We start from the raw sequence: 21,852 nt of genomic DNA on the forward strand, positions 1-21,852 counted from the left end.
CCGCCCGGTGCCTCACCCCAGTGCCTCGCCGGTGGGGCACCGGGGTGAGGCACGCCCCAAAAGGGATTGCCCTCATGCTGGTCGTCCGCCGAAGATCCATGGATGAGCTTCTCCGTGAAACCCGTCCTCACCGGCGAGAAGACCCTGCTGCGCCCCTTCACCGAGGACGACGTCCCGGTGATGACGGAGATCCTGGGCGACCCCGAGGTCCTGCGGCTCACCGGCAGCCCCGACGAGGAGTTCGGGCCGGAGCGGCTGCGTTCCTGGTACGGCACGCGCAACGAACAGCCGGACAGGCTGGACCTCGGTGTGGTGGACCGCGCCACCGGTGAACTGGTCGGCGAGGTCGTCCTGTTCGAGTGGGACCGGCACAACCGCAACTGCGTGTTCCGCATCCTCATCGGCCCGCGCGGCCGGAACCGAGGACTCGGCACCGAGGCCACCCGGCTGATCGTCGGCCACGCCTTCGGGCAACTGGCCCTGCACCGCGTCTCGCTGCTCGTCTTCGCCTTCAACCCCCGGGCCCGCCGCGCCTACGAGAAGGCCGGCTTCGTGGCCGAGGGGGTCGAGCGCCAGACGCTGCTGCACGACGGCGAGTGGATCGACGCCGTACGGATGTCGGTCCTCGCCCACGAGTGGACCGCCCGCCGGGGACACCCCGCCGTCAGCTCCACGGCTCGATGACCGTCACCCCCGAACCCGGCGCCGATCCCATGGCGGCGAGGGCGGACGGTACCGCGTCCAGCGCGATGGTGGACGTCACCAGCAGATCGGGCCGCAGGACCCCGGCCCGGACCAGCTCCATCATCGCCGGGTAGGCGTGGGCCGCCATTCCGTGGCTGCCCAGGAGTTCGAGTTCGAGGCCGATCACCCGGGCCATCGGGACCGGGGTGGCGCCGGTCGGTGAGGGCAGCAGGCCGACCTGGACGTGCCGGCCGCGACGGCGCAGACCGTTCACCGAGGCCGCGCAGGTGGCGGGCGATCCGAGGGCGTCCAGCGACAGATGCGCTCCACCGCCGGTCAGCTCACGGACCGCCTGCGCCGGGTCCGCGACGACGGACGCGTCCACGCATTCCGCCGCCCCGAACTTCCTTGCCAGGTCGAGCGCCGCCGGTGACACGTCGACGGCCACGACCCGTGCCCCGGAGGCCGCCGCGATCATCACCGCCGAGAGGCCGACCCCGCCGCAGCCGTGCACCGCGACCCACTCCCCCGCGGCCGCCCTCCCCTGGGCGACCACCGCACGGAAGGCCGTGGCGAAGCGGCAGCCCAGCGAGGCCGCCGTCGCGAAGGACAACTCCGGCGGCACGGCGATCAGGTTCACCTCGGCGTGGTCGAGCGCCACGTACTGGGCGAAGGAACCCCAGTGCGTGAACCCCGGCTGGGTCTGCCGCTCGCACACCTGCTGGTCGCCCGCCGCGCACGCGGGGCAGCTTCCGCAGGCGCAGACGAACGGGACGGTGACCCGGTCGCCGGGGTGCCGGCCGGTCACCCGGGCACCCACCGCCTCGACCACCCCGGCGAGTTCGTGCCCCGGCACATGCGGCAGCGTGATGTCCGGGTCGTGGCCCATCCAGCCGTGCCAGTCGCTCCGGCACAGTCCGGTGGCCTCGACCCGCACCACGACCCCGTGCTCCGCGGGCGCCGGGTCCGACACCTCCCGTACCTCGGCCGGCTCTCCGTACCGCTCGAACACCACTGCCCGCATCGGCTCCCGCCCTCCGCTCGGAGATCACCTTCCGCGGGGAACGCTAGGGCCTGTCCGGCGGATCATGCCGGAGACGCGGGGCCTGGCACGCCCTCCCCCAAGCTCTTCGAGCAGGGGGGACCCCCAGCGGCGTTGTCGTCGGTTGCCGATGCTCCGCATCGACGCCCTCCTCCGCCTTGCAGTTGCACGCACCAGGCCCCACTCACGTGCGCTGATCAGGCGCCGCAGGTTTCCTCCGACCTGATCCGCCGGACAGGCCCTAGCCGCGTGCCGGGGCCTTGTCCCGGCCGGGCTCCGTTGCCGTTGGCGCCTCCGCCGCCGGTGCCACGTCCGCTGCCGCCTCCGGTGCCGTCTCCGCCGCCGGCTTCGCTTCCGGCGCCTCCGCCTCGCTGAGGCCGAAACGGTCGTGGAAGCGCCGCAGTGGTCCGGGCGCCCACCAGGTGGCCCGGCCGGTCAGGCGCATGACCGCCGGGACCAGCAGGCTGCGGACGACCATCGCGTCCATCAGCACGGCGAGCGCGATGCCCAGGCCGAGCATCTTGGTGTTGGCCACCCGGGAGGTGCCGATCGCGACCATCACCACCGCGAGGATGACCGCGGCCGCGGTGATCAGCCCGCCGGTGCGCTGGAGTCCGAAACGGACCGCCTCCCGGTGGTCGCCGGTCTGGTCGTACTCCTCCTTGATGCGGGAGAGGAGGAAGACGCCGTAGTCCATCGAGAGGCCGAAGGCGACGCAGAACATCAGGACCGGGAGGGTCGTCTCGATCGAACCGGTGCTGGTGAAGTCGAGGAGGCCGGAGAGGTGGCCGTCCTGGAAGACCCAGACCATCGCACCGAACATCGCGGTCAGGCTGAGCGCGTTGAGCAGCACCGCCTGGACCGGGATCAGCACACTGCCGGTCAGCAGGAACACCAGGAGCAGTGTGACGATCGCGATGAACGCGGCCGCCCACGGGAGCCGCTCGGCTATCGCGTGCTTGGAGTCGACCAGGACGGCCGCCGTGCCGGTCACGGAGGTGTCGAACGGAGCGTCCGTCGCACGGAGTTCACCCACCAGCCGCTGGGCTCCCTCGTCCACGGCCTCGCCCTTCGGAAGGACCGTGAAGTAGGCCGCGTCGCCCTTCACCAGGGGTCCGTCCACACGCAGCACCTCGGGCAGGGCGGCGATCCGGTCCTTGTACCGGGCGTACTGGGTCTCGGTGGCCCGGCCTTCGGCCAGGATCTCCAGACCGCCGCCGGGGCTGCCCGGGAAGCCGTCGCGTATGTGCTGCTGGACGACGTGGGACTCGGCGGCCGAGGGCAGCTGACGGTCGTCGGCCGTGCCGAACTTCACGCCCAGGAAGGGCAGTCCGAGGACGATCAGGCCGGCCGTGGTGGCGATCGCGAAGAGCGGTGCCCTGCGCATCACCAGGGAGGCCATACGTCCCCAGGCGGCCCCGCCGTCGGCCGGAGCCGGCCTTCCGCGCCGGAACAGACGCCGCAGGTCCAGGGAGTTCACCCGGTCGCCGAGGAGCACCAGCGCCGCGGGGAGCAGGATCAGGGCGGCGGCCGCGGCGAGCAGCACCACGGCGATGCCCGCGTAGGCGAAGGAGCGCAAGAAGTACTGCGGGAAGAGCAGCATCGCGGCCAGCGACACCGCGACGGTGAGGGAGGAGAAGAGCACCGTGCGGCCCGCCGTGCGCAGGGTGGTGCCGACCGCGGTGCGCGGTGGGGCGCCGGTGGCCAGCTCCTCGCGGAACCTGCGGACGATGAACAGGGCGTAGTCGATGGCGAGACCGAGCCCGAGGGCGGTCGTCAGGTTCATCGCGAAGACCGAGACGTCCGTGACCTCGGTGAGTCCGCGCAGCACGGCGTTGGTGCCGAGGATCGCGATGATGCCGACCCCGAGCGGCAGCAGGGCCGCGACGGCGCTCCCGAAGACCATGACCAGCAGCAGGAGGGTCACCGGAAGGGCGATCATCTCGGCCCGCGTCAGGTCCTCACGGATGGTCGTCTGCATCTCGTGCCGCACGGCGACCGGTCCGCCGACCTCGATCTCGACGGGGCCGCTCTTTCCCCGGTAGGAGGGTGCGAGGCGGTCCAGGGTGTCGGCCGCGGTCGTCTCGTCGCCGGTGATGCGCGCGGCGATCAGCGCCTCGTGGCCGTCGCGTGCCTTCAGCGCGGGTGAACCGGACTGCCAGTACGAACCGACGCCCGTGACGCCCCGCTCGCCGGCCAGGCGCGCCGCGAGCCGCTTGGCCTCGGCGGCGACCGAGGGATCGTCGACCGAGGCTCCGCCCGCGTCGAGGAGGAGCAGCAGATTGGGCTGCGAGGCGGGGAACTCGCGCTCCAGCGCCTTGGTCGCGTACGTCGACTGCGCGGTCGGGTCCTCCCAGCCGCCGCTGCCCAACCGGTCCGCGACTCCGCTGCCGGCGACCACGGCGAGCGCGGTCAGCAGGAGGGCGACGAGCAGGGAGAGCCGTGGCCGGGCGGTCACGAAGCGGGTCCATCCGCCGAGCCGCGCACCGTCGCCGGAGCCCCGGCCCGCACCCCCGCCTGAGCCCCCGCCCGCGCCTTCGTCGGGCCTCGCCCCTGGCCCGTCACCCGCGCTGTTGACTTCGGACATGATGCGGTGTCCCCTTCACCGTGATCCCGATGACCCGCATCCGTGCAGGCAGCATGGATCGCCCATTGCCATAGAATGGCAAACACGAGTCGGCGCTCGCGTTTTTCAAGAATGCGAGCGGCCACTCGCGTTTGTCAATCGCGTCCCGAGAAGCTGGGGATAACCCGTGCCCGAGAAACAGCAGACCGAGGAGTCGCCGACGCGGCAGCAGCGCGCCGAAGAGAAGCCGCGCCGCCGTCAGGCCCGAGGCGAGCGCCGTATCGCCCAGCTCCTGGAGGCGGCGGCCTCGGTGTTCTGCCAGTGCGGTTACACGGCGGCGAGCACGAACGCCATCGCCCGCGAGGCCGGTGTGTCACCCGGCACGCTCTACCAGTTCTTCCCGAACAAGGAGGCCATCGCGGTCGGCCTCAGCGACCAGTTGCTGGAGCACTGGGCGCAGTCGCACGGACGGGCGCTCACGCCGGAGAACATCGGCCTCCCGCTGGACCGGATGCTCGACGCGGTCCTCGACCCGCTGATCGCGTTCAACGTCGAGAACCCGGCCTTCGCCGTCCTGATGCACGGCCCCGACACCCCGGGACCGATCGCCGAGGAGATCGGCACCTTGCACGACACCCTCCTCGCCCGCGTCGACGAGGTGATCGCGACCCGCCTGCCGGACCTCGCGTCCGACGAGCGCGCCCGCACGGCGAACATGACGCTCCACCTCTTCAAGGCCGGCCTCACCCTGATCATGTCGCACGAGGGCACCGAACGGGACGCCTACATCGCGGAGCTGAAAACGGTCATGCACCGCTACCTGGAACCGATCCTCGAGGTCGGGCAGCCCGCCTGCCGCTGAACCGCGCGCGACCGGGGCGCCACCAGCACTGCGGCCGGCGACACCGGGGACACATACCATAAGGTTCGGACAAATCGATCAGCGATCCGCGGCATCGACCCATCCGCGCACCCCTGTGTCACGCTCCCCGGCGAGGCCCCGATGCACCGACGAGCCGATGAGCCCACGAGCCGAAACGCGGCTCCCCCGTCCGGACCCCGGGGGCCGACCCCGCGACACCAAGGGACGGCCGTGAACCGGAATGAGCCACCGGGCGCACCCCGGGCCCGCCGTTCCCGCACCCCGGATCCCCGCCGCCGATCCCACCCGGCAGCCCTCCGGTGCCCGTCGTCCTCGCGCTCCGGACGGACGAGCGGCTCGGCCCGCCGACGCACGCGACCCTACTTGGTTTCATACCCCCTAGGGGTATAGTGTGGTGACCATCGAGGAGAACCCTGGGGTTCCCAGGGATCCCTCCCGTACACGCACACCCCAGACGCCTCGACGAGGAGTAACGCCATGACCGCCCAGACCGGCACCACGGGTTCCGTCACCACCGTCTACCAGGTGAGCGGAATGAGCTGCGGACACTGTGAAGGCTCCGTCGGCGGCGAGATCTCCGGGATCCCCGGCGTCAGCTCGGTGAAGGCCGTCGCCTCGACCGGCGAGGTCACCGTCGTCTCCGCGGCCGCGCTCGACGAGAGTGCCGTCCGCGCCGCGGTGGACGAGGCGGGCTTCGAGCTCGTCGGCCTGGCCTGAGCGGACCCCAGCAGCTCTTCTCCTCCGCACCGGGCCGTGCCGACCGGCTCATACCGGCTCCGTACGGCCCGGCTCATTCCTGGAGCCGGACCATGACCACCGCAGCACCCGAGACACCCATAGGCGCGACCTCGGACGTCGAGCTCTCCATCGGCGGGATGACCTGCGCCTCCTGCGCGGCCCGCGTCGAGAAGAAGCTCAACCGCATGGACGGCGTCACCGCCACCGTCAACTTCGCGACGGAGAAGGCCAAGGTCTCCTACCCCGAGGGGGTACAGGTCGCCGATCTGATCGCCACCGTGGTGAAGACGGGCTACACCGCCGAGGAGCCCCCGCCGCCGGTGGCACCCCAGGAGGCGGCCCCGCCCGCCGACGACGACCCCGAGACGGCCGCTCTGCGCCGGCGGCTGACCGTGTCCGCCCTGCTCGCCCTGCCCGTCGTCCTCATGTCGATGATCCCGGCCCTCCAGTTCGACAACTGGCAGTGGCTCTCACTGACGCTCGCCGCGCCCGTCGTGGTCTGGGGCGGGCTGCCCTTCCACCGGGCAGCCCTGACGAACGCGCGGCACGGCGCGGCCACCATGGACACCCTGGTCTCGGTCGGCACCCTCGCCGCGTTCGGCTGGTCCCTGTGGGCCCTGTTCTTCGGCGACGCGGGGATGCCGGGCATGCGGCACGGCTTCGAGTTCACCGTCTCCCGTACGGACGGGGCGTCCACGCTCTACCTCGAGGTCGCCGCGGGCGTCATCGCGTTCATCCTGCTCGGCCGCTTCCTGGAGGCCCGCTCCAAGCGGCGCGCGGGGGCGGCGCTGCGGGCGCTGATGGAGCTCGGCGCCAAGGACGTCTCCGTCCTGCGGGACGGCCGTGAGGTCCGCGTCCCCGTGGCACGGCTGGCGGTCGGCGACCACTTCGTCGTACGGCCGGGCGAGAAGGTCGCCACCGACGGGACCGTCGTCGAGGGCGTGTCGGCCGTCGACGCGTCCATGCTGACCGGCGAGTCGGTGCCGGTGGACGTGACCGTCGGGGACACCGTCACCGGTGCGACCGTGAACGCCGGGGGCCGGCTCGTCGTCGAGGCCACCCGGATCGGCGCGGACACCCAGCTCGCGCGGATGGCCCGGCTCGTCGAGGACGCGCAGAACGGCAAGGCCGAGGTGCAGCGTCTCGCCGACCGGATCTCCGGGGTCTTCGTGCCCGTCGTGCTGCTCATCGCGCTCGGCACCTTCGGGGCCTGGATCGCGGTCACCGGCGACACGGTCGCGGCCTTCACCGCCGCCGTCGCGGTGCTGATCATCGCCTGCCCGTGCGCGCTCGGCCTGGCCACGCCGACCGCCCTCATGGTCGGCACCGGCCGCGGCGCCCAGCTCGGCATCCTCATCAAGGGGCCCGAGGTCCTGGAGTCCACCCGCCGCGTCGACACCGTCGTCCTGGACAAGACCGGCACGGTGACGACGGGACGCATGAGCCTCCACGAGGTGTACGTCGTCGACGGCACCGCCGAGAAGGACGTCCTGCGGCTCGCCGGAGCCCTGGAACACGCCTCCGAGCATCCGATCGCCCGGGCGATCGCGGCAGGCGCCCAGGAGCGCGCCGGTGACCTTCCCGCGCCGGAACACTTCGAGAACGTGCCCGGCCGCGGCGTACGCGGGCGGGTGGACGGTCATGACGTCACCGTCGGCCGGTTCCCGGACACGCTCCCCGAGACGCTTGCTCGTGCGAAGAGCACGGCCGAGGCGGCGGGCCGTACGGCCGTCGTCGTCGCCCGGGACGGCGCGGCGGTGGGCGTCGTGACCGTCGCCGACACCGTCAAGGAGACCAGCGCCGAGGCCGTACGCGAACTGCGCGCCCTCGGACTCACGCCACTGCTGCTGACCGGGGACAACCGGGCGGTCGCCGAGTCCGTGGCGCGGGCGGTGGGCATCGGCTCCGCGGAGGTGATCGCCGAGGTGCTGCCCGAGGACAAGGTCGCCGTGATCCGACGGCTCCAGAGCGAGGGGCGGACCGTCGCGATGGTCGGCGACGGGGTGAACGACGCGGCGGCGCTCGCCACCGCCGACCTCGGCCTCGCGATGGGCACCGGGACGGACGCGGCGATCGAGGCGAGCGATCTGACGCTCGTGCGCGGAGACCTGCGGGTGGCCGCGGACGCGATCCGGCTGGCGCGCAGCACCCTGTCGACGATCAAGGGAAACCTGGTCTGGGCCTTCGGCTACAACGTGGCGGCGCTGCCGCTGGCCGCCGCGGGCCTGCTGAACCCCATGATCGCGGGAGCGGCGATGGCCTTCTCGTCCGTGTTCGTGGTCACGAACAGCCTTCGACTCAGAGCATTTGCGTGACGACAGAGCAGGAGTCCCCCTAGAGTCCAACGGGAGCCTCACATAAGCTCTTCACAGGGCTCACGCATCTTCCTTACGCTTGGTCCTCGATTCCCATATCGGGGCTCTTGCCTATCTTCAGGACATATGCAAGAGACACAGATCACAGTGATGTGAACGTAACCATCGAAGGGGTTCGTCAGTCTAAGTTGGCGATGTCAGAAGCGTCTTGGGGGGCGTGACTGACATCTGGGGATGTCTTGGGGGACGTTCCCGGAAATTGCGTCGCCGGGGCACGTACACCGGGGAGCTTTGAGCGGCCCTCCCGATCCGTACGCGTCCCGGCAGATCGCACCGCACCACCGCAGTACAGCGAGTTCTGCTCGCTCGGCTCACCGCCGGCCCCGTGCCGGCACACAGCGATTCAGGCGCTGTCCCGCAGACGCCCGGCCGGATCCCGTGGGGGGAATCCGCACCGGGACAAGGAAAGCGCCCTGACTGCCGGCCCGTGGGGGGACCAGTAGCAGGGCGCTTTCCGTTTTTCTGCCTTCGTACGGGCTCGCCGGGCCCCGTGTACGGGGCCCGGCGAGTCAGTCTGCGAACCTCAGCGGGCCTCGACCGGCACGAAGTCGCGCTCGACGACACCCGTGTAGATCTGACGCGGGCGGCCGATGCGGGAGCCGGGCTCCTTGATCATCTCGTGCCACTGCGCGATCCAGCCCGGCAGCCGGCCGAGGGCGAACAGGACCGTGAACATCTCGGTCGGGAAGCCCATGGCGCGGTAGATCAGGCCGGTGTAGAAGTCGACGTTCGGGTAGAGGTTGCGCGAGACGAAGTACTCGTCGGAGAGCGCGTGCTCCTCCAGCTTGAGGGCGATGTCCAGCAGCTCGTCGGACTTGCCGAGAGCGGAGAGGACGTCGTGCGCGGCGGCCTTGATGATCTTCGCGCGCGGGTCGAAGGACTTGTACACCCGGTGACCGAAGCCCATCAGGCGGACGCCGTCCTCCTTGTTCTTCACCTTGCGGATGAAGGAGTCGACATCGCCGCCGTTGGCCTGGATGCCCTCGAGCATCTCCAGGACGGACTGGTTGGCGCCGCCGTGCAGCGGGCCCCACAGCGCGGAGATGCCGGCGGAGATCGAGGCGAACATGTTCGCCTGCGAGGAGCCGACCAGACGCACGGTGGAGGTCGAGCAGTTCTGCTCGTGGTCCGCGTGCAGGATCAGCAGCTTGTCCAGCGCGGAGACGACCACCGGGTCGAGGTCGTACTCCTGCGCGGGGACCGAGAAGGTCATGCGCAGGAAGTTCTCGACGTACCCGAGGTCGTTGCGCGGGTAGACGAAGGGGTGGCCGATCGACTTCTTGTAGGCATACGCCGCGATGGTCGGAAGCTTGGCGAGCAGCCGGATCGTGGAGAGGTTGCGCTGCTTCTCGTCGAACGGGTTGTGGCTGTCCTGGTAGAAGGTCGACAGCGCCGAGACGACCGACGACAGCATCGCCATCGGGTGGGCGTCTCGCGGGAAGCCCCTGTAGAAGTTCTTGACGTCCTCGTGCAGCAGGGTGTGCTGCGTGATTTCGTTCTTGAAGGTGGAGAGCTCGTCGATGTTCGGAAGCTCACCGTTGATCAGCAGGTACGCCACCTCCAGGAAGGTGGAGCGTTCGGCCAGCTGCTCGATCGGGTAGCCGCGGTACCGAAGGATGCCCTGCTCACCGTCGAGATAGGTGATCGCGGATTTATAGGCGGCGGTATTGCCGTACCCGCTGTCCAGCGTCACCAGACCGGTCTGGGCGCGGAGCTTGCCGATGTCGAAGCCCTTGTCGCCGACGGTGCTGTCGATCACCGGGTAGGTGTACTCGCCATCGCCGTACCGCAGTACTACAGAGTTGTCGCTCACGTCATCCCTCACCGACGTTGTGCCTCTTCTTCGAGGTGCCCTGACTGTCTCTACCATCCCCCATTTGGCCCTGGAGAGTGCACTCGGGGTCGACCATTGGGCCTATTGGCGGCACTCAGTGCCGCCAACCTGCTCATCCTGCCCCGTTCGTCCAGCATCTGGAAGTGTTCTGTGACCTTCATGACTCGTTTGATCGATCATTTTTTGTGATCGACCGCGTCTCGCGCCCGAAAGGCCCCGTTCGGCGGCCGAACGGGCCGGTTCACCGGACGAGGAGGCAGCGGTTCACGCGCCGGACAGCCGGAAATCCAGGGCCGTGCACCGGCGTCCCGCGGACACCGTACGCACTGCCTGGCCTATCGCCTTGCGCGAACCGACGAGGACGACCAGCTTCTTGGCCCGGGTGACCGCCGTGTAGAGCAGATTGCGCTGCAGCATCATCCACGCGCCCGTGGTCACGGGGATCACGACGGCCGGGTACTCGCTGCCCTGGGAACGGTGGATGGTCACCGCGTAGGCGTGGGCCAGCTCGTCGAGTTCGTCGAATTCGTACGGCACCTCCTCGTCCTCGTCCGTACGCACCGTCAGACGCTGTTCGACCGGATCGAGCGAGGTCACGACCCCCACGGTGCCGTTGAAGACGCCGTTCTCGCCCTTCTCGTAGTTGTTGCGGATCTGGGTGACCTTGTCGCCGACCCGGAAGACACGGCCGCCGAACCGCTTCTCGGCGAGGTCCGGGCGGCCGGGGGTGATGGCCTGCTGGAGCAGGCCGTTGAGGTGGCCCGCGCCGGCCGGGCCCCGGTGCATGGGAGCGAGGACCTGGATGTCCCGGCGCGGGTCGAGACCGAACTTGGCCGGAATCCGCCGGGCCGCCACGTCCACGGTGAGCCGCCCCGCCTCCTCGGTGTCGTCCTCGACGAACAGGAAGAAGTCCTTCATGCCGTCGGTGACCGGGTGCTGCCCGGAGTTGATCCGGTGCGCGTTGGTCACCACCCCGGACCGCTGGGCCTGGCGGAAGACCTGGGTGAGGCGGACCGCCGGGACCGGGCCGCGGTCGGCGAGCAGGTCGCGCAGCACCTCGCCCGCGCCGACGCTCGGCAGTTGGTCGACATCGCCGACGAAGAGCAGATGGGCGCCCGGCGGCACCGCCTTGACCAGCTTGTTGGCGAGCAGGAGGTCGAGCATGGAGGCCTCGTCCACGACCACGAGGTCGGCGTCCAGCGGCCGGTCCTTGTCGTACGCCGCGTCGCCGCCCGGCTTGAGCTCCAGGAGCCGGTGCACGGTGGAGGCCTCGGCTCCGGTCAGCTCGGCGAGACGCTTGGCGGCACGGCCGGTGGGCGCGGCGAGCATCACCTTGGCGCCCTTGGCGCGGGCCAGCTCCACGATCGAGCGGACCGTGAACGACTTGCCGCAGCCCGGACCTCCGGTGAGCACGGCGACCTTCTCGGTGAGCGCGAGCCGGACCGCCGCCTGCTGCTCGGGGGCCAGCTCGGCGCCCGTACGCCCCTTCAGCCAGGCCAGGGCCTTGTCCCAGACCACGTCGTGGAAGCCGGGCATCCGGTCCCGGTCGGTGCGCAGCAGGCGCAACAGCTGTGCGGAGAGCGAGAGTTCGGCGCGATGGAAGGGGACCAGATAGATGGCCGTCACGGGGTCGCCGCCGTCCGGCCCCGGCACCCTCTCCCGTACGACACCGGGGTCCTCGCCCTCCTCCGCGGGCGCCGCCAGCTCGGCCAGGCACTCGATGACCAGGCCGGTGTCGACCTGGAGCAGCTTCACCGCGTCCGCGATCAGCCGCTCCTCGGGGAGGTAGCAGTGGCCCTGGTCGGTGGACTGCGACAGGGCGTACTGAAGGCCGGCCTTGACGCGCTCCGGGCTGTCGTGCGGTATGCCGACGGACTGGGCGATCTTGTCGGCGGTGAGGAAGCCGATGCCCCAGACGTCGGACGCCAGGCGGTAGGGCTGGTTCTTCACGACCGAGATCGACGCGTCGCCGTACTTCTTGTAGATGCGGACCGCGATGGAGGTGGACACCTCGACGGTCTGGAGGAAGAGCATGACCTCCTTGATCGCCTTCTGCTGCTCCCAGGCGTCGGCGATCCTCCCCGTGCGCTTGGGGCCGAGTCCCGGGACCTCGATGAGCCGCTTCGGCTCCTCCTCGATGATCCGCAGGGTGTCGAGTCCGAAGTGCTGGGTGATGCGGTCGGCGAAGACCGGGCCGATGCCCTTGACCAGGCCGGAGCCGAGGTAGCGGCGGATGCCCTGGACGGTGGCGGGGAGCACCGTCGTGTAGTTCTCCACCGTGAACTGCTTGCCGTACTGCGGGTGGGAGCCCCAGCGGCCCTCCATGCGCAGGGACTCGCCGGCCTGGGCGCCGAGAAGCGAGCCGACGACGGTGAGCAGATCGCCGGCGCCCCGGCCGGTGTCCACCCGGGCGACCGTGTATCCGTTCTCCTCGTTGGCGTACGTGATGCGTTCGAGCACGCCTTCCAGCGTGGCCAGTCGCCGCTCGCCGGTCTGGGCGTCCCCCGCCTGATTGGACATGATCCGACGGTACCGTCCGCCTCCGACAGCGCTCCGGCACTGTGGACAACCAGGGGATGTCGTCCGGGGCGCGCGTCACCTCCGACGGCGGGCGGAAAAGACTTCGAGGGGCCCGGTCTGTCGACCGGGCCCCTCGGCTTTCCCCTCCGTATCAGAACCCCCGCGATCCCCCCAGATCCTCCCCCAAGAAGTCCTGATGCCACGTAGACCCGCGAGGTCGGCGAAGGGTTGCACGGACTTCTGAAGATTCTTTCGGACGACCGCGGCCGTACGGACCCGCCGCTGGTCAGGCGCCGCTCGCTGGCCTCATCCGGCGTGCTCCACGAACCGGGCCGCCGTCTCGGCCAGCACCTCGCGCCCGTCCCGGGCCCACAGCTCGTCGTTGAAGAGTTCGACCTCGATGGGTCCGGCGTAACCCGCCGCCTCCACATGACCCCGCCACGCGCGGAAGTCGATCGAGCCGTCGCCGAGCTGGCCGCGGCCGTTGAGGACGCCCTCGGGCAGCGGGGTGGTCCAGTCGGCGAGCTGGAAGGTGTGGATGCGGCCGCCGGCCCCCGCGCGGGCGATCTGGGCGGGTGCCGTGTCGTCCCACCAGAGGTGGTAGGTGTCGACGGTGACGCCCACCTGGTCCGCGGGGAAGCGTTCCGCGAGGTCCAGGGCCTGGGCGAGGGTGGAGACCACGCAGCGGTCGGCGGCGTACATGGGGTGGAGCGGCTCGATGGCCAGCCGCACACCACGGGAGGCGGCGTAGGGGCCCAGTTCGGCGAGCGCGTCGGCGATGCGCTCGCGGGCGCCGTACAGGTCCTTCGAGCCGGGCGGCAGACCGCCGGAGACCAGGACGAGGGTGTCGGTGCCCAGGGCCGCGGCCTCGTCGACTGCCGCCCGGTTGTCGTCCAGGGCGAGCTTTCGCTCCCGCGGGTCGATCGCCGTGAAGAAGCCGCCCCGGCAGAGGGTGGTGACGGCCAGACCCGCGTCGCGGACGAGGCGGGCGGTGGCGTCGAGGCCGTACGACCTCACGGGTTCGCGCCAGAGACCGACGCCCGGGATGCCCATCTCCACGCAGGCTTCGACGAGTTCGGGTATCGAGAGCTGCTTGACCGTCATCTGGTTGACGGAGAAGCGGGCGAGGCTGCTCATGAGGTCACCCCGTACAGGGCCAGCAAGGTCTTCATACGTGTCTCGGCGCGTTCCGGGCTCGGGAACAGGCCCAGGCCGTCGGCCAGTTCGTAGGCGCGCGCGAAGTGCGGCAGCGAGCGTGCCGACTGCAGTCCGCCCACCATCGTGAAGTGCTCCTGGTGACCCGCGAGCCAGGCCAGGAACACGACGCCCGTCTTGTAGAAGCGGGTCGGGGGCTGGAAGAGGTGCCGGGACAACTCGACGGTGGGGTCGAGGAGTTCACGGAAGCCCTTGACGTCGCCCGTGTCCAGTACCCGTACGGCCTGAGCGGCCGCCGGGCCGAGGGGGTCGAAGATGCCGAGCAGCGCGTGGCTGAAGCCCCGCTCGTCGCCCGCGATCAGCTCGGGGTAGTTGAAGTCGTCGCCGGTGTAGCAGCGGACGCCGTCCGGGAGGCGGCGGCGCAGTTCGACCTCCCGGCGGGCGTCCAGCAGCGAGACCTTGATGCCGTCCACCTTGTCCGGGTGGGCGGCGATCACCTCCAGGAACACCTCCGTCGCCGCGTCCAGGTCGTCCGATCCCCAGTAGCCCGCCAGGGCCGGGTCGAACATCGGGCCCAGCCAGTGCAGGATCACCGGGTCGGCGGCCTGGCGCAGGAGGTGGCCGTAGACGTCGAGGTAGTCCTCGGGTCCGGCGGCGGTCGCGGCGAGCGCGCGGGAGGCCATCAGGATCGCCCGGGCGCCCGTCTCCTCGACGAGGGCGAGCTGTTCCTCGTACGCGGCCCGCACCTCGGGGAGCGTGGCCGGGCCCGTGAGCTGGTCCGTCCCGACGCCGCAGGCGATCCTGCCTCCGACGGCCCTGGCCTCGGCCGAGGACCTGCGGACGAGTTCGGCCGCCCCGGCCCAGTCCAGGCCCATCCCCCGCTGGGCGGTGTCCATCGCCTCGGCGACACCGAGGCCGTGCGACCACAGATGGCGCCGGAAAGCGAGCGTGGCGTCCCAGTCGACGGCGGCGGGCCCGTCGGGCGAGACGTCCGCGTACGGGTCGGCGACGACGTGCGCGGCCGAGAAGACCGTACGGGAGGCGAGGGGCGCACCGTCGGGGAGGACGGCGAGGGGCTCGGTGCGCGGCTCGTAGGTCCGCAACCGGCCGTCGGCGCCCGGGAGTCGGATGGTCACAGCGCGATCTCCGGTACGTCGAGACGGCGGCCCTCGGCCGAGGACCTCAGGCCCAGCTCGGCGAGTTGCACGCCACGGGCGCCGGCGAGGAGGTCCCAGCGGTAGGGGGCGTCGGCGTAGACGTGCCGCAGGAACAGTTCCCACTGGGCCTTGAAGCCGTTGTCGAACTCGGCGTTGTCGGGGACCTCCTGCCACTGGTCGCGGAAGGAGTAGGTCGCCGGGATGTCCGGGTTCCAGACCGGCTTGGGGGTCGAACTACGGTGCTGGACACGGCAGTTGCGGAGCCCGGCGACGGCCGATCCTTCCGTGCCGTCGACCTGGAACTCGACGAGCTCGTCGCGGTTGACGCGCACGGCCCAGGAGGAGTTGATCTGGGCGACCGCGCCGCCCTCCAGTTCGAAGATGCCGTAGGCGGCGTCGTCGGCCGTGGCGTCGTACGGCTTGTCCCGCTCGTCCCAGCGCTGCGGGATGTGGGTGGCGGTGAGCGCCTGCACGGAGGTGACACGGCCGAAGAGCTCGTGCAGGACGTACTCCCAGTGCGGGAACATGTCGACGACGATGCCGCCGCCGTCCTCGGCGCGGTAGTTCCAGGAGGGCCGCTGGGCCTGCTGCCAGTCGCCCTCGAAGACCCAGTAGCCGAACTCCCCGCGGACGGACAGGATCCGCCCGAAGAAGCCGCCGTCGATGAGCCGCTTCAGCTTGAGCAGGCCGGGGAGGAAGAGCTTGTCCTGGACGACACCGTGCTTGATGCCGGCGGCGTGCGCGAGCCGGGCCAGTTCGAGCGCTCCGTCGAGGCCCGTGGCGGTGGGCTTCTCGGTGTAGACGTGCTTGCCCGCGGCGACGGCCTTCCTGACGGCCTCCTCGCGGGCGGACGTCACCTGGGCGTCGAAGTAGAGGTCGACGGTCGGATCGGCGAGGACCGCGTCCAGGTCGGTCGACCAGTGTTCGAGGCCGTGCCGCTCGGCGAGCTCCTTCAGGGCGCGTTCGCGGCGGCCGACGAGGACGGGCTCGGGCCACAGCACGGTGCCGTCGCCCAGGTCGAGACCGCCCTGGTCACGCAGGGCGAGAATCGAACGGACGAGGTGCTGGCGGTAGCCCATGCGTCCCGTCACGCCGTTCATGGCGATACGCACCGTCTTGCGTGTCACGTCATTCCCTTCGTACGCGTCAGGCGCCGAGCGCGCTCACAGGTGAGCGTACTAGCAAGCGCTTTCTATCCGTTGAGAAGCTAGCCTCTGTGCAGCGGTCCGGACAAGACCACCGCGAAGACGAGTTGTTCGAGGGGGCGAACAACTCGGGCCGATGGCCGTATGGTCTGCACGAACCCTGGCCACGGCAAGCGGCGCACTCGGCCTTCGACTCCGCGTTCGACGCCGTACGACGAGGCATGGCCAGGCACGACGACGTACGAGACGTACGAATCGGTACGACGAAACGCGCGACCGGAGGACGACGAGATGACGGTGACCCTGGCGGACGTGGCGGCTCGCGCGCAGGTCTCTCCCGCGACGGTGTCGCGCGTGCTGAACGGGAACTATCCCGTGGCCTCCTCCACGCGCGAGCGGGTGCTGCGCGCCGTGGACGAGCTGGACTACGTACTGAACGGGCCCGCGAGCTCGCTGGCCGCGGCGACCTCCGACCTCGTCGGAATCCTGGTCAACGACATCGCCGATCCCTTCTTCGGGATCATGGCGGCCGCGATCCAGTCCGAGATCGGCGGTCCCGGGGGGCGCGCGGGCGGGGAGCGGCTCGGCGTCGTCTGCAACACCGGCGGCTCCCCGGAGCGCGAGCTCACCTACCTCACACTCCTTCAGCGCCAACGCGCCGCCGCGGTCGTTCTGACCGGCGGCGCCATCGAGGACACCGCCCACGCCGGTGCCGTGGCCGCGAAGCTGCGCAGGCTGGCGGAGGCGGGTACCCGGGTCGTGCTGTGCGGGCGGCCGCCCGCGCCGGAGGCACCCGAGGCGATCGCGCTCACCTTCGACAACCGCGGCGGCGGCAAGCAGCTCACCGAGCACCTGATCGGCCTCGGCCACCGGCGGCTCGGCTACATCGCGGGCCCCGAGGAGCGCACGACGACCCGCCACCGTCTGGAGGGCCACCGCGTCGCGCTGGACGCCCACGGCATCGAGGACGACCCGCGGCGCACCGTGCACGGCCGCTACGACCGCCGGTCCGGTTACGAGGCGACGCTCGAACTCCTGCGCCGCGACCCGTCGTTGACGGCCGTCGTCGCCGCGAACGACACCGTGGCGCTGGGCGCATGCGCGGCCCTGCGCGACTCCGGGCTGCTCATCCCGGACGACGTGTCCGTCGCGGGTTTCGACGATCTGCCGTTCAGCATCGACGCCGTGCCCGCCCTCACGACCGTACGGCTGCCGCTCTCCGAGGCGGGCGCGCGCGCAGGGCGGATAGCGATGGGCCGTGAGGAGCCGCCGCCGGGCGGGATCGCCACGGTGCGCGGTGAGCTGATGGTGCGGGGGTCCACCGGGGTTCCCCGGGACTGACCTCCCTTTCCCGGGGAATCCCGGGGCCGGCTTGGCCCTTCCCCGGGGTACTCCAGGGCCTCGGGTGCGGAGGGGTAGGCGGGTCGCGGTGGGGCGTTCTATGCTCGGGGTGGGCTGTATCTCTGACTGAGTCAGATATCTGGGCCGAAAGGCCACCTCGACCATCCAGAGCCGACCTCGGGGCCGATCATGACCGTCCAGGACATCCGCTCCTTCAACCGCTTCTACACGAACGTCATCGGCGCGCTCGACTACGGCCGCCATCTCTACGCGCCGTACACGCTGACAGAGTCCCGCGTCCTCTACGAGCTGGCGCACACACCCCGGACGGACGCCGCCGACCTCCGAACCGAACTCTCGCTGGACTCCGGCTACCTGAGCCGGATTCTGAACAAGTTCGAGCAGGACGGGCTGGTCGAACGCGCGGCCTCCGAGAAGGACCCGCGGCGTCGGCGGATCACGCTCACCGCGCGCGGCCGGGAGGCCGCCGGCCTGCTCGACGAACGGGCGCGCCAGACCGTGGGCTCCCTGCTGGCGACCGTCGCCCCCGCCGACCGGCCGCGGCTCGCGGAGGCGATGCGCACGGTGCGGACGCTCCTGGGCGACGGACGGGCCGCGCCCGGCCCTGAGGACGTCGTCCTGCGTGAACCGGGCCCCGGCGACCTCGGCTGGATCGTGCAGCGCAACGCGGCGCTGTACGCGGCCGAGTACGGCTGGAACACCGATTACGAGGGCCTGGTCGCGAGGATCGTCGCCGACTTCGCCGAGGATCACGACCCCCACCTGGAGCGGGTGTGGATCGCCGAGCTCGACGGCCGGCCCGTCGGATGCGTGATGTGCGTACGGGACGACGCTCCCGGCGCGGCCCGGCTGCGCCTGCTGCTCGTCGAGCCGGAGACACGGGGCCTCGGCATCGGCGACCGTCTCGTCGGGTCCGTCGTCGACTTCGCGCGCGGCGTCGGCTATCACGAGCTCGTCCTGTGGACCAACGACGTACTCGCCGCCGCCCGCCGCATCTACCAGCGCCACGGCTTCGTCCTGGTCGCCGAGAAGCCGCACCGGTCCTTCGGCGCGGACCTGGTGGGTCAGGACTGGCGGCTGGATCTGCGCGCCGGACCGGAGTGACGCGGCCCTGACGACCACCCAGGGTGCGGGGGCGGACGCCGGGTGCGCCCGCGCCCCCCGTGCGACACGGGCGACCCCTTTGGCGGCGCACCCCCGGCCCGTAAGGTCCGCCCCATGAAGCTGGCGTTCTCCACCCTCGGCGTCCCCGGACTCCCCGTCGCCGACGTCGTACGGCTGGCCGTCGCGAACGGCTATCAGGGGGTGGAGCTGCGGGCGCATCCGGAGGAGCCCGTGCATCCGGGGATCGGCCCGGGTGAACGGGCCGCCGTGGCCGCGGAGTTCGAGGCGGGCGGGATCGAGGTGCTCGGGATCGCCGGATACGCGCGGGTCGCGGCGCCGGGGGACGACGGCCCCGTCCTCGCCGAGATGCGTGAACTCCTCGAACTGGCACGGGACGTGAAAGCGCCCTTCATCCGGGTCTTCCCGGGCGGCGACCCCGGGGGCGACGCCGAGGAGGCGGACGCGACGGCCGCGCGGCGGCTCGGAACCGCCGCCGAGTACGCCGCCGATCTCGGCGTGCGCGTCCTGCTGGAGACCCATGACTCGCACCGCACCGGCGCGGACGCGATCCGTGTCCTCGGCCGGGTCGGCCACCGACACGTGGGCTCGCTGTGGGACGTGATGCACACCTGGCTGGGCGGCGAGGCACCGGCGCAGACCTACCCGGCGCTGTCCCCGTTCCTCGGGTACGCGCAGGTCAAGGACATCGCCTCGGCCGAGGACACGACCCCGCTGCCACTCGGCTCGGGGGTCCTCCCGCTCGGCGCGTGCGTGGACGAACTCATGCGCCACGGGTGGGACGGGTGGCTGTGCTGGGAGTACGAGAAGCGCTGGTACGAGACGGCGGCGCCCCTGGGCGCGCTGCTGGGTCCAGGGCGTGAACATCTCGTCCGCCTGCTGAGCGAAGCCGCATCACAGAGTTAACTCAAACGCCTACCGTACGTGACTGCCCACGCAACCTGGATGCGGGACCTTGGCTCTCTCAAGTAGCCCATTCTCAGGGGGAGTTGGCATATATGCAAGGCACAGTGGACGGCTTCGGATACGGGGTGGTGACTCCGGTGGCCTCCTACCTCGTCGCCTGCCTGGGCAGCGCTCTGGGGCTGCGCTGCGTCGTCCGTTCCCTGCACAACCGGCAGTCGTGGAAGCCCGGTTGGCTGGCGCTCGGGGCGGCGACCATCGGCTGCGGCATATGGACCATGCACTTCATCGCGATGATCGGCTTCCGCGTCCAGGGGATCCGGATCGACTACGACGCGCGTCTGACGGCGCTCAGCCTCGCCGTGGCGATCGCGGTGGTCGGTGTCGGCGTCTTCGCCGTGGGATATCGCGGCGCCACCACCGCCACCCTGACCGCCGCCGGGATCTTCACCGGGCTCGGCGTGGCCGCCATGCACTACCTGGGCATGTCGGCGGTCCAGCTGAACGGGTCCATCCAGTACGACTCGCTCACGGTCGCGCTCTCCGTGCTGATCGCGGTCGGCGCCGCGACGGCCGCGCTGTGGGCCGCCGCCTCGTTCCGGGGCTTCCTGTCCGCCCTCGGCGCCAGTCTCCTGATGGGCATCGCCCTGACCGGCATGCACTACACCGGCATGGCCGCCGTCGGAGTACACCTCCACGGCGCGACCGACGCGTCGTACATCAGCGGCTCGTACGGCAGTGACACGCCTGCCTCGAACCTGCTCCCCATGCTCATCGGCCCGGTCGTGTTCCTGATCCTGGCCGGAGTGGTGGTCATGTTCGACCCCCAGCTCGTCCTCGGCGACGGGGACTGGAGCCGGGCGGCCCCGCGTCGGCGCCCCGTCGCGGCCGCCCCGCCCGAGCGCCCCGCGGCGCACTCCCCCGGCTCCCTCTTCGAGCCCCGGGACCATCGGGCGGGCCGGCGGGCTACCCAGCGCGGGCGGTGAGCTCCGCCGTTCCGTCGAGACACCACTCCAGAACAGCGGGCCACGGGCCGTACCCGGCGTCCATGTCGAGGTGCGCGGCCCCATGCAGGATCCGAGTCGGTACGTCCAGAGGGTCGCCGTAGACGGTGTCGGCACCCTCGGGGCAGTACGGGTCGTCGTCGCCGGCGACCAGCCGGGTGTGCCCGGGAAGCGTGAAGTCCAGCTCGGTCAGGGCGAACGCGGCGATCTCCGGCAGCCCCGCGAGGACGGAGGCCGACGGCGGGGCGACGAGCAGTACCCGGTCGACGTCGGCCAGTCCCGGCAGCCCGCGGGCGGCGGCGTGCAGCCACAGCACGGCCGAGGCGCTGTGGGCGACGACCACGCGCTCGGCACCGGCCAACGCGCCGAGATGGCGGGCCACTTCCGCCAGCCACACCTCCAGGTCCGGGTCGTCGGGGTCCGGGAGCTGCGGATAGACGACGTGCTGGCCCAGCTCGCCGAGCCGGCCCGCGAGCCAGTGCTGCCAGTGGCCTTCCGGGCGGTGGTTCTGCCAGCCGTGCAGGATCAGGAAGGCGCGCGCGGCCGGGGCGGTGTCGTCCGTGTCGTACGAGGTCATGGGCCGATCGTTTCCGATGGCCGGCCTCTCGGTCCAGCTCATCTCTCGTGGTGGAACAGGCAAGCCGGGGCGTGCCCCTGATCCCACGTTCCGTCCGGCCGCTGTACGCCCACCGCTTTCCGCCCTAGCCCACGGTGTCCGCGGCCGCGCGGGCCGCTCTGCGCACCCTCGCGGACAGCCGGTCCCGGCATTCGGGCCATTCCGTCGCCGTCACCGAGTAGATCGCGGAGTCGCGCAGTTGTCCGTCCTCGCCCGGCGCCCAGGAGCGGGACCAGTTGCGCAGGACACCCTCAAGGCGGGCGCCGGTGCGCTCGATCGCGGCGCGGGATCGGGAGTTGCGGGCATCGGTCTTCAGGTCCACACGGGAGACGCCCCACTCCTCGAAGGCGTGCCGGAAGAGCAGGAGCTTCGACTCTGCGTTCAGGCCCGTGCCCTGCGCGGAGGACGCGAGCCAGGTGAACCCGACCTCGACGGCGTCGAGCCGGTCGTCCGTCCGCCAGCAGCGCGGCTCCCAGTACGCCGTGGCACCGATCGCGCGTCCGGAGGCGAGGGACACCTGGGCGTAGGGCGCGAGCATGCCCGTCGCGGCGCGGGCGAGCTGCGCGTCGACGTAGTCCCCGACCTCGTCGGCCCGGGGCACCCAGGTGAACGCGTACGAGTCCCGGTGCTCCTCCGCCGCTTCGGCGAGGTCGGCCGTGTGCCGGCGGCCGAGCGGTTCCAGCCGTACGAGCGCACCTTCGAGAACCGGCCCCTTCATCTGGAAACCCAACGCCCCGCACTCCTTC

17 protein-coding genes are annotated in these 21,852 nt (G+C 71.1%); 8 read left to right on the plus strand and 9 right to left on the minus strand.

Features of this window, described 5'->3' with window-relative positions; genetic code table 11:
* Window positions 1-102 precede the first annotated feature (102 nt).
* Window positions 103-684, plus strand: coding sequence for a GNAT family protein (locus ABZX90_RS06420; protein ID WP_355201917.1), 582 nt, complete (start codon window positions 103-105; stop codon window positions 682-684).
* On the opposite strand, the gene ABZX90_RS06425 is transcribed toward ABZX90_RS06420, so the two are convergent.
* Window positions 665-1,708 (minus strand): zinc-dependent alcohol dehydrogenase family protein, encoded by a 1,044-nt coding sequence (locus ABZX90_RS06425; protein WP_351128449.1) that lies wholly within the window; start codon window positions 1,706-1,708, stop codon window positions 665-667. The two genes, ABZX90_RS06420 and ABZX90_RS06425, sit on opposite strands and share 20 nt — an antisense overlap.
* 259 nt (window positions 1,709-1,967) lie before the next feature.
* Entirely contained in the window at window positions 1,968-4,313 is a 2,346-nt protein-coding gene (locus ABZX90_RS06430; protein WP_355201921.1) for an MMPL family transporter, read from the minus strand.
* Window positions 4,314-4,479: 166 nt separating this feature from the next.
* Between ABZX90_RS06430 and ABZX90_RS06435 the strand changes: the two genes are divergently transcribed.
* From ABZX90_RS06435 to ABZX90_RS06445, 3 genes are all read left to right on the plus strand, one after another.
* On the plus strand, window positions 4,480-5,154 hold the full coding sequence (locus ABZX90_RS06435) for a TetR/AcrR family transcriptional regulator (RefSeq protein WP_355201924.1): 675 nt from the start codon (window positions 4,480-4,482) through the stop codon (window positions 5,152-5,154).
* Window positions 5,155-5,652: 498 nt separating this feature from the next.
* Window positions 5,653-5,892 carry a heavy-metal-associated domain-containing protein gene (locus tag ABZX90_RS06440; RefSeq protein WP_351128454.1) on the plus strand — a complete coding sequence of 80 codons (240 nt, stop codon included), beginning with the start codon at window positions 5,653-5,655 and terminating at the stop codon, window positions 5,890-5,892.
* Window positions 5,893-5,984: 92 nt separating this feature from the next.
* Window positions 5,985-8,228: a heavy metal translocating P-type ATPase gene (locus ABZX90_RS06445; RefSeq protein WP_355201927.1), complete on the plus strand. Its 2,244-nt coding sequence runs from the start codon at window positions 5,985-5,987 to the stop codon at window positions 8,226-8,228.
* A gap of 583 nt (window positions 8,229-8,811) precedes the next feature.
* Here ABZX90_RS06445 and ABZX90_RS06450 read toward each other — a convergent pair.
* The 5 genes from ABZX90_RS06450 to ABZX90_RS06470 all read right to left on the minus strand — a co-directional run bounded on the left by ABZX90_RS06450 (window position 8,812) and on the right by ABZX90_RS06470 (window position 16,081).
* Complete coding sequence (locus ABZX90_RS06450; protein ID WP_351128458.1) at window positions 8,812-10,101, minus strand: citrate synthase; 1,290 nt, start codon at window positions 10,099-10,101, stop codon at window positions 8,812-8,814.
* A gap of 285 nt (window positions 10,102-10,386) precedes the next feature.
* The gene (locus ABZX90_RS06455) at window positions 10,387-12,642 is read right to left on the minus strand and encodes an ATP-dependent RecD-like DNA helicase (RefSeq protein ID WP_355201931.1); all 2,256 of its coding nucleotides are present in this window, start codon (window positions 12,640-12,642) and stop codon (window positions 10,387-10,389) included.
* 306 nt (window positions 12,643-12,948) lie between these two features.
* Window positions 12,949-13,779: a sugar phosphate isomerase/epimerase family protein gene (locus ABZX90_RS06460; RefSeq protein ID WP_355201934.1), complete on the minus strand. Its 831-nt coding sequence runs from the start codon at window positions 13,777-13,779 to the stop codon at window positions 12,949-12,951.
* Entirely contained in the window at window positions 13,776-14,933 is a 1,158-nt protein-coding gene (locus ABZX90_RS06465; RefSeq protein ID WP_355201937.1) for a dihydrodipicolinate synthase family protein, read from the minus strand. Before ABZX90_RS06465 ends, ABZX90_RS06460 begins: the two co-directional genes overlap by 4 nt.
* Window positions 14,930-16,081, minus strand: a complete 1,152-nt coding sequence (locus ABZX90_RS06470; protein ID WP_355201940.1) for a Gfo/Idh/MocA family oxidoreductase — start codon at window positions 16,079-16,081, stop codon at window positions 14,930-14,932. Before ABZX90_RS06470 ends, ABZX90_RS06465 begins: the two co-directional genes overlap by 4 nt.
* 309 nt (window positions 16,082-16,390) lie before the next feature.
* On the opposite strand from ABZX90_RS06470, the gene ABZX90_RS06475 reads away from it, so the two are divergent.
* The 4 genes from ABZX90_RS06475 (at window position 16,391) to ABZX90_RS06490 (ending at window position 20,472) form a co-directional block, all read left to right on the plus strand.
* Entirely contained in the window at window positions 16,391-17,440 is a 1,050-nt protein-coding gene (locus tag ABZX90_RS06475) for a LacI family DNA-binding transcriptional regulator (protein WP_351128468.1), read from the plus strand.
* A 189-nt stretch (window positions 17,441-17,629) separates the two neighbouring features.
* Entirely contained in the window at window positions 17,630-18,565 is a 936-nt protein-coding gene (locus ABZX90_RS06480; RefSeq protein ID WP_355201944.1) for a bifunctional helix-turn-helix transcriptional regulator/GNAT family N-acetyltransferase, read from the plus strand.
* Window positions 18,566-18,679: 114 nt separating this feature from the next.
* Window positions 18,680-19,489, plus strand: a complete 810-nt coding sequence (locus ABZX90_RS06485; protein ID WP_351128472.1) for a sugar phosphate isomerase/epimerase family protein — start codon at window positions 18,680-18,682, stop codon at window positions 19,487-19,489.
* Window positions 19,490-19,581: 92 nt separating this feature from the next.
* Window positions 19,582-20,472 carry an MHYT domain-containing protein gene (locus tag ABZX90_RS06490; protein WP_355201947.1) on the plus strand — a complete coding sequence of 297 codons (891 nt, stop codon included), beginning with the start codon at window positions 19,582-19,584 and terminating at the stop codon, window positions 20,470-20,472.
* On the opposite strand, the gene ABZX90_RS06495 is transcribed toward ABZX90_RS06490, so the two are convergent.
* On the minus strand, window positions 20,453-21,067 hold the full coding sequence (locus ABZX90_RS06495) for an alpha/beta hydrolase (protein WP_355201950.1): 615 nt from the start codon (window positions 21,065-21,067) through the stop codon (window positions 20,453-20,455). The two genes, ABZX90_RS06490 and ABZX90_RS06495, sit on opposite strands and share 20 nt — an antisense overlap.
* A gap of 124 nt (window positions 21,068-21,191) precedes the next feature.
* On the minus strand, window positions 21,192-21,836 hold the full coding sequence (locus ABZX90_RS06500) for a GNAT family protein (RefSeq protein WP_351128478.1): 645 nt from the start codon (window positions 21,834-21,836) through the stop codon (window positions 21,192-21,194).
* Window positions 21,837-21,852 lie beyond the last annotated feature (16 nt).

The sequence above is a fragment of the Streptomyces sp. NPDC002935 genome, from assembly GCF_040611295.1.
Lineage (GTDB): Bacteria > Actinomycetota > Actinomycetes > Streptomycetales > Streptomycetaceae > Streptomyces.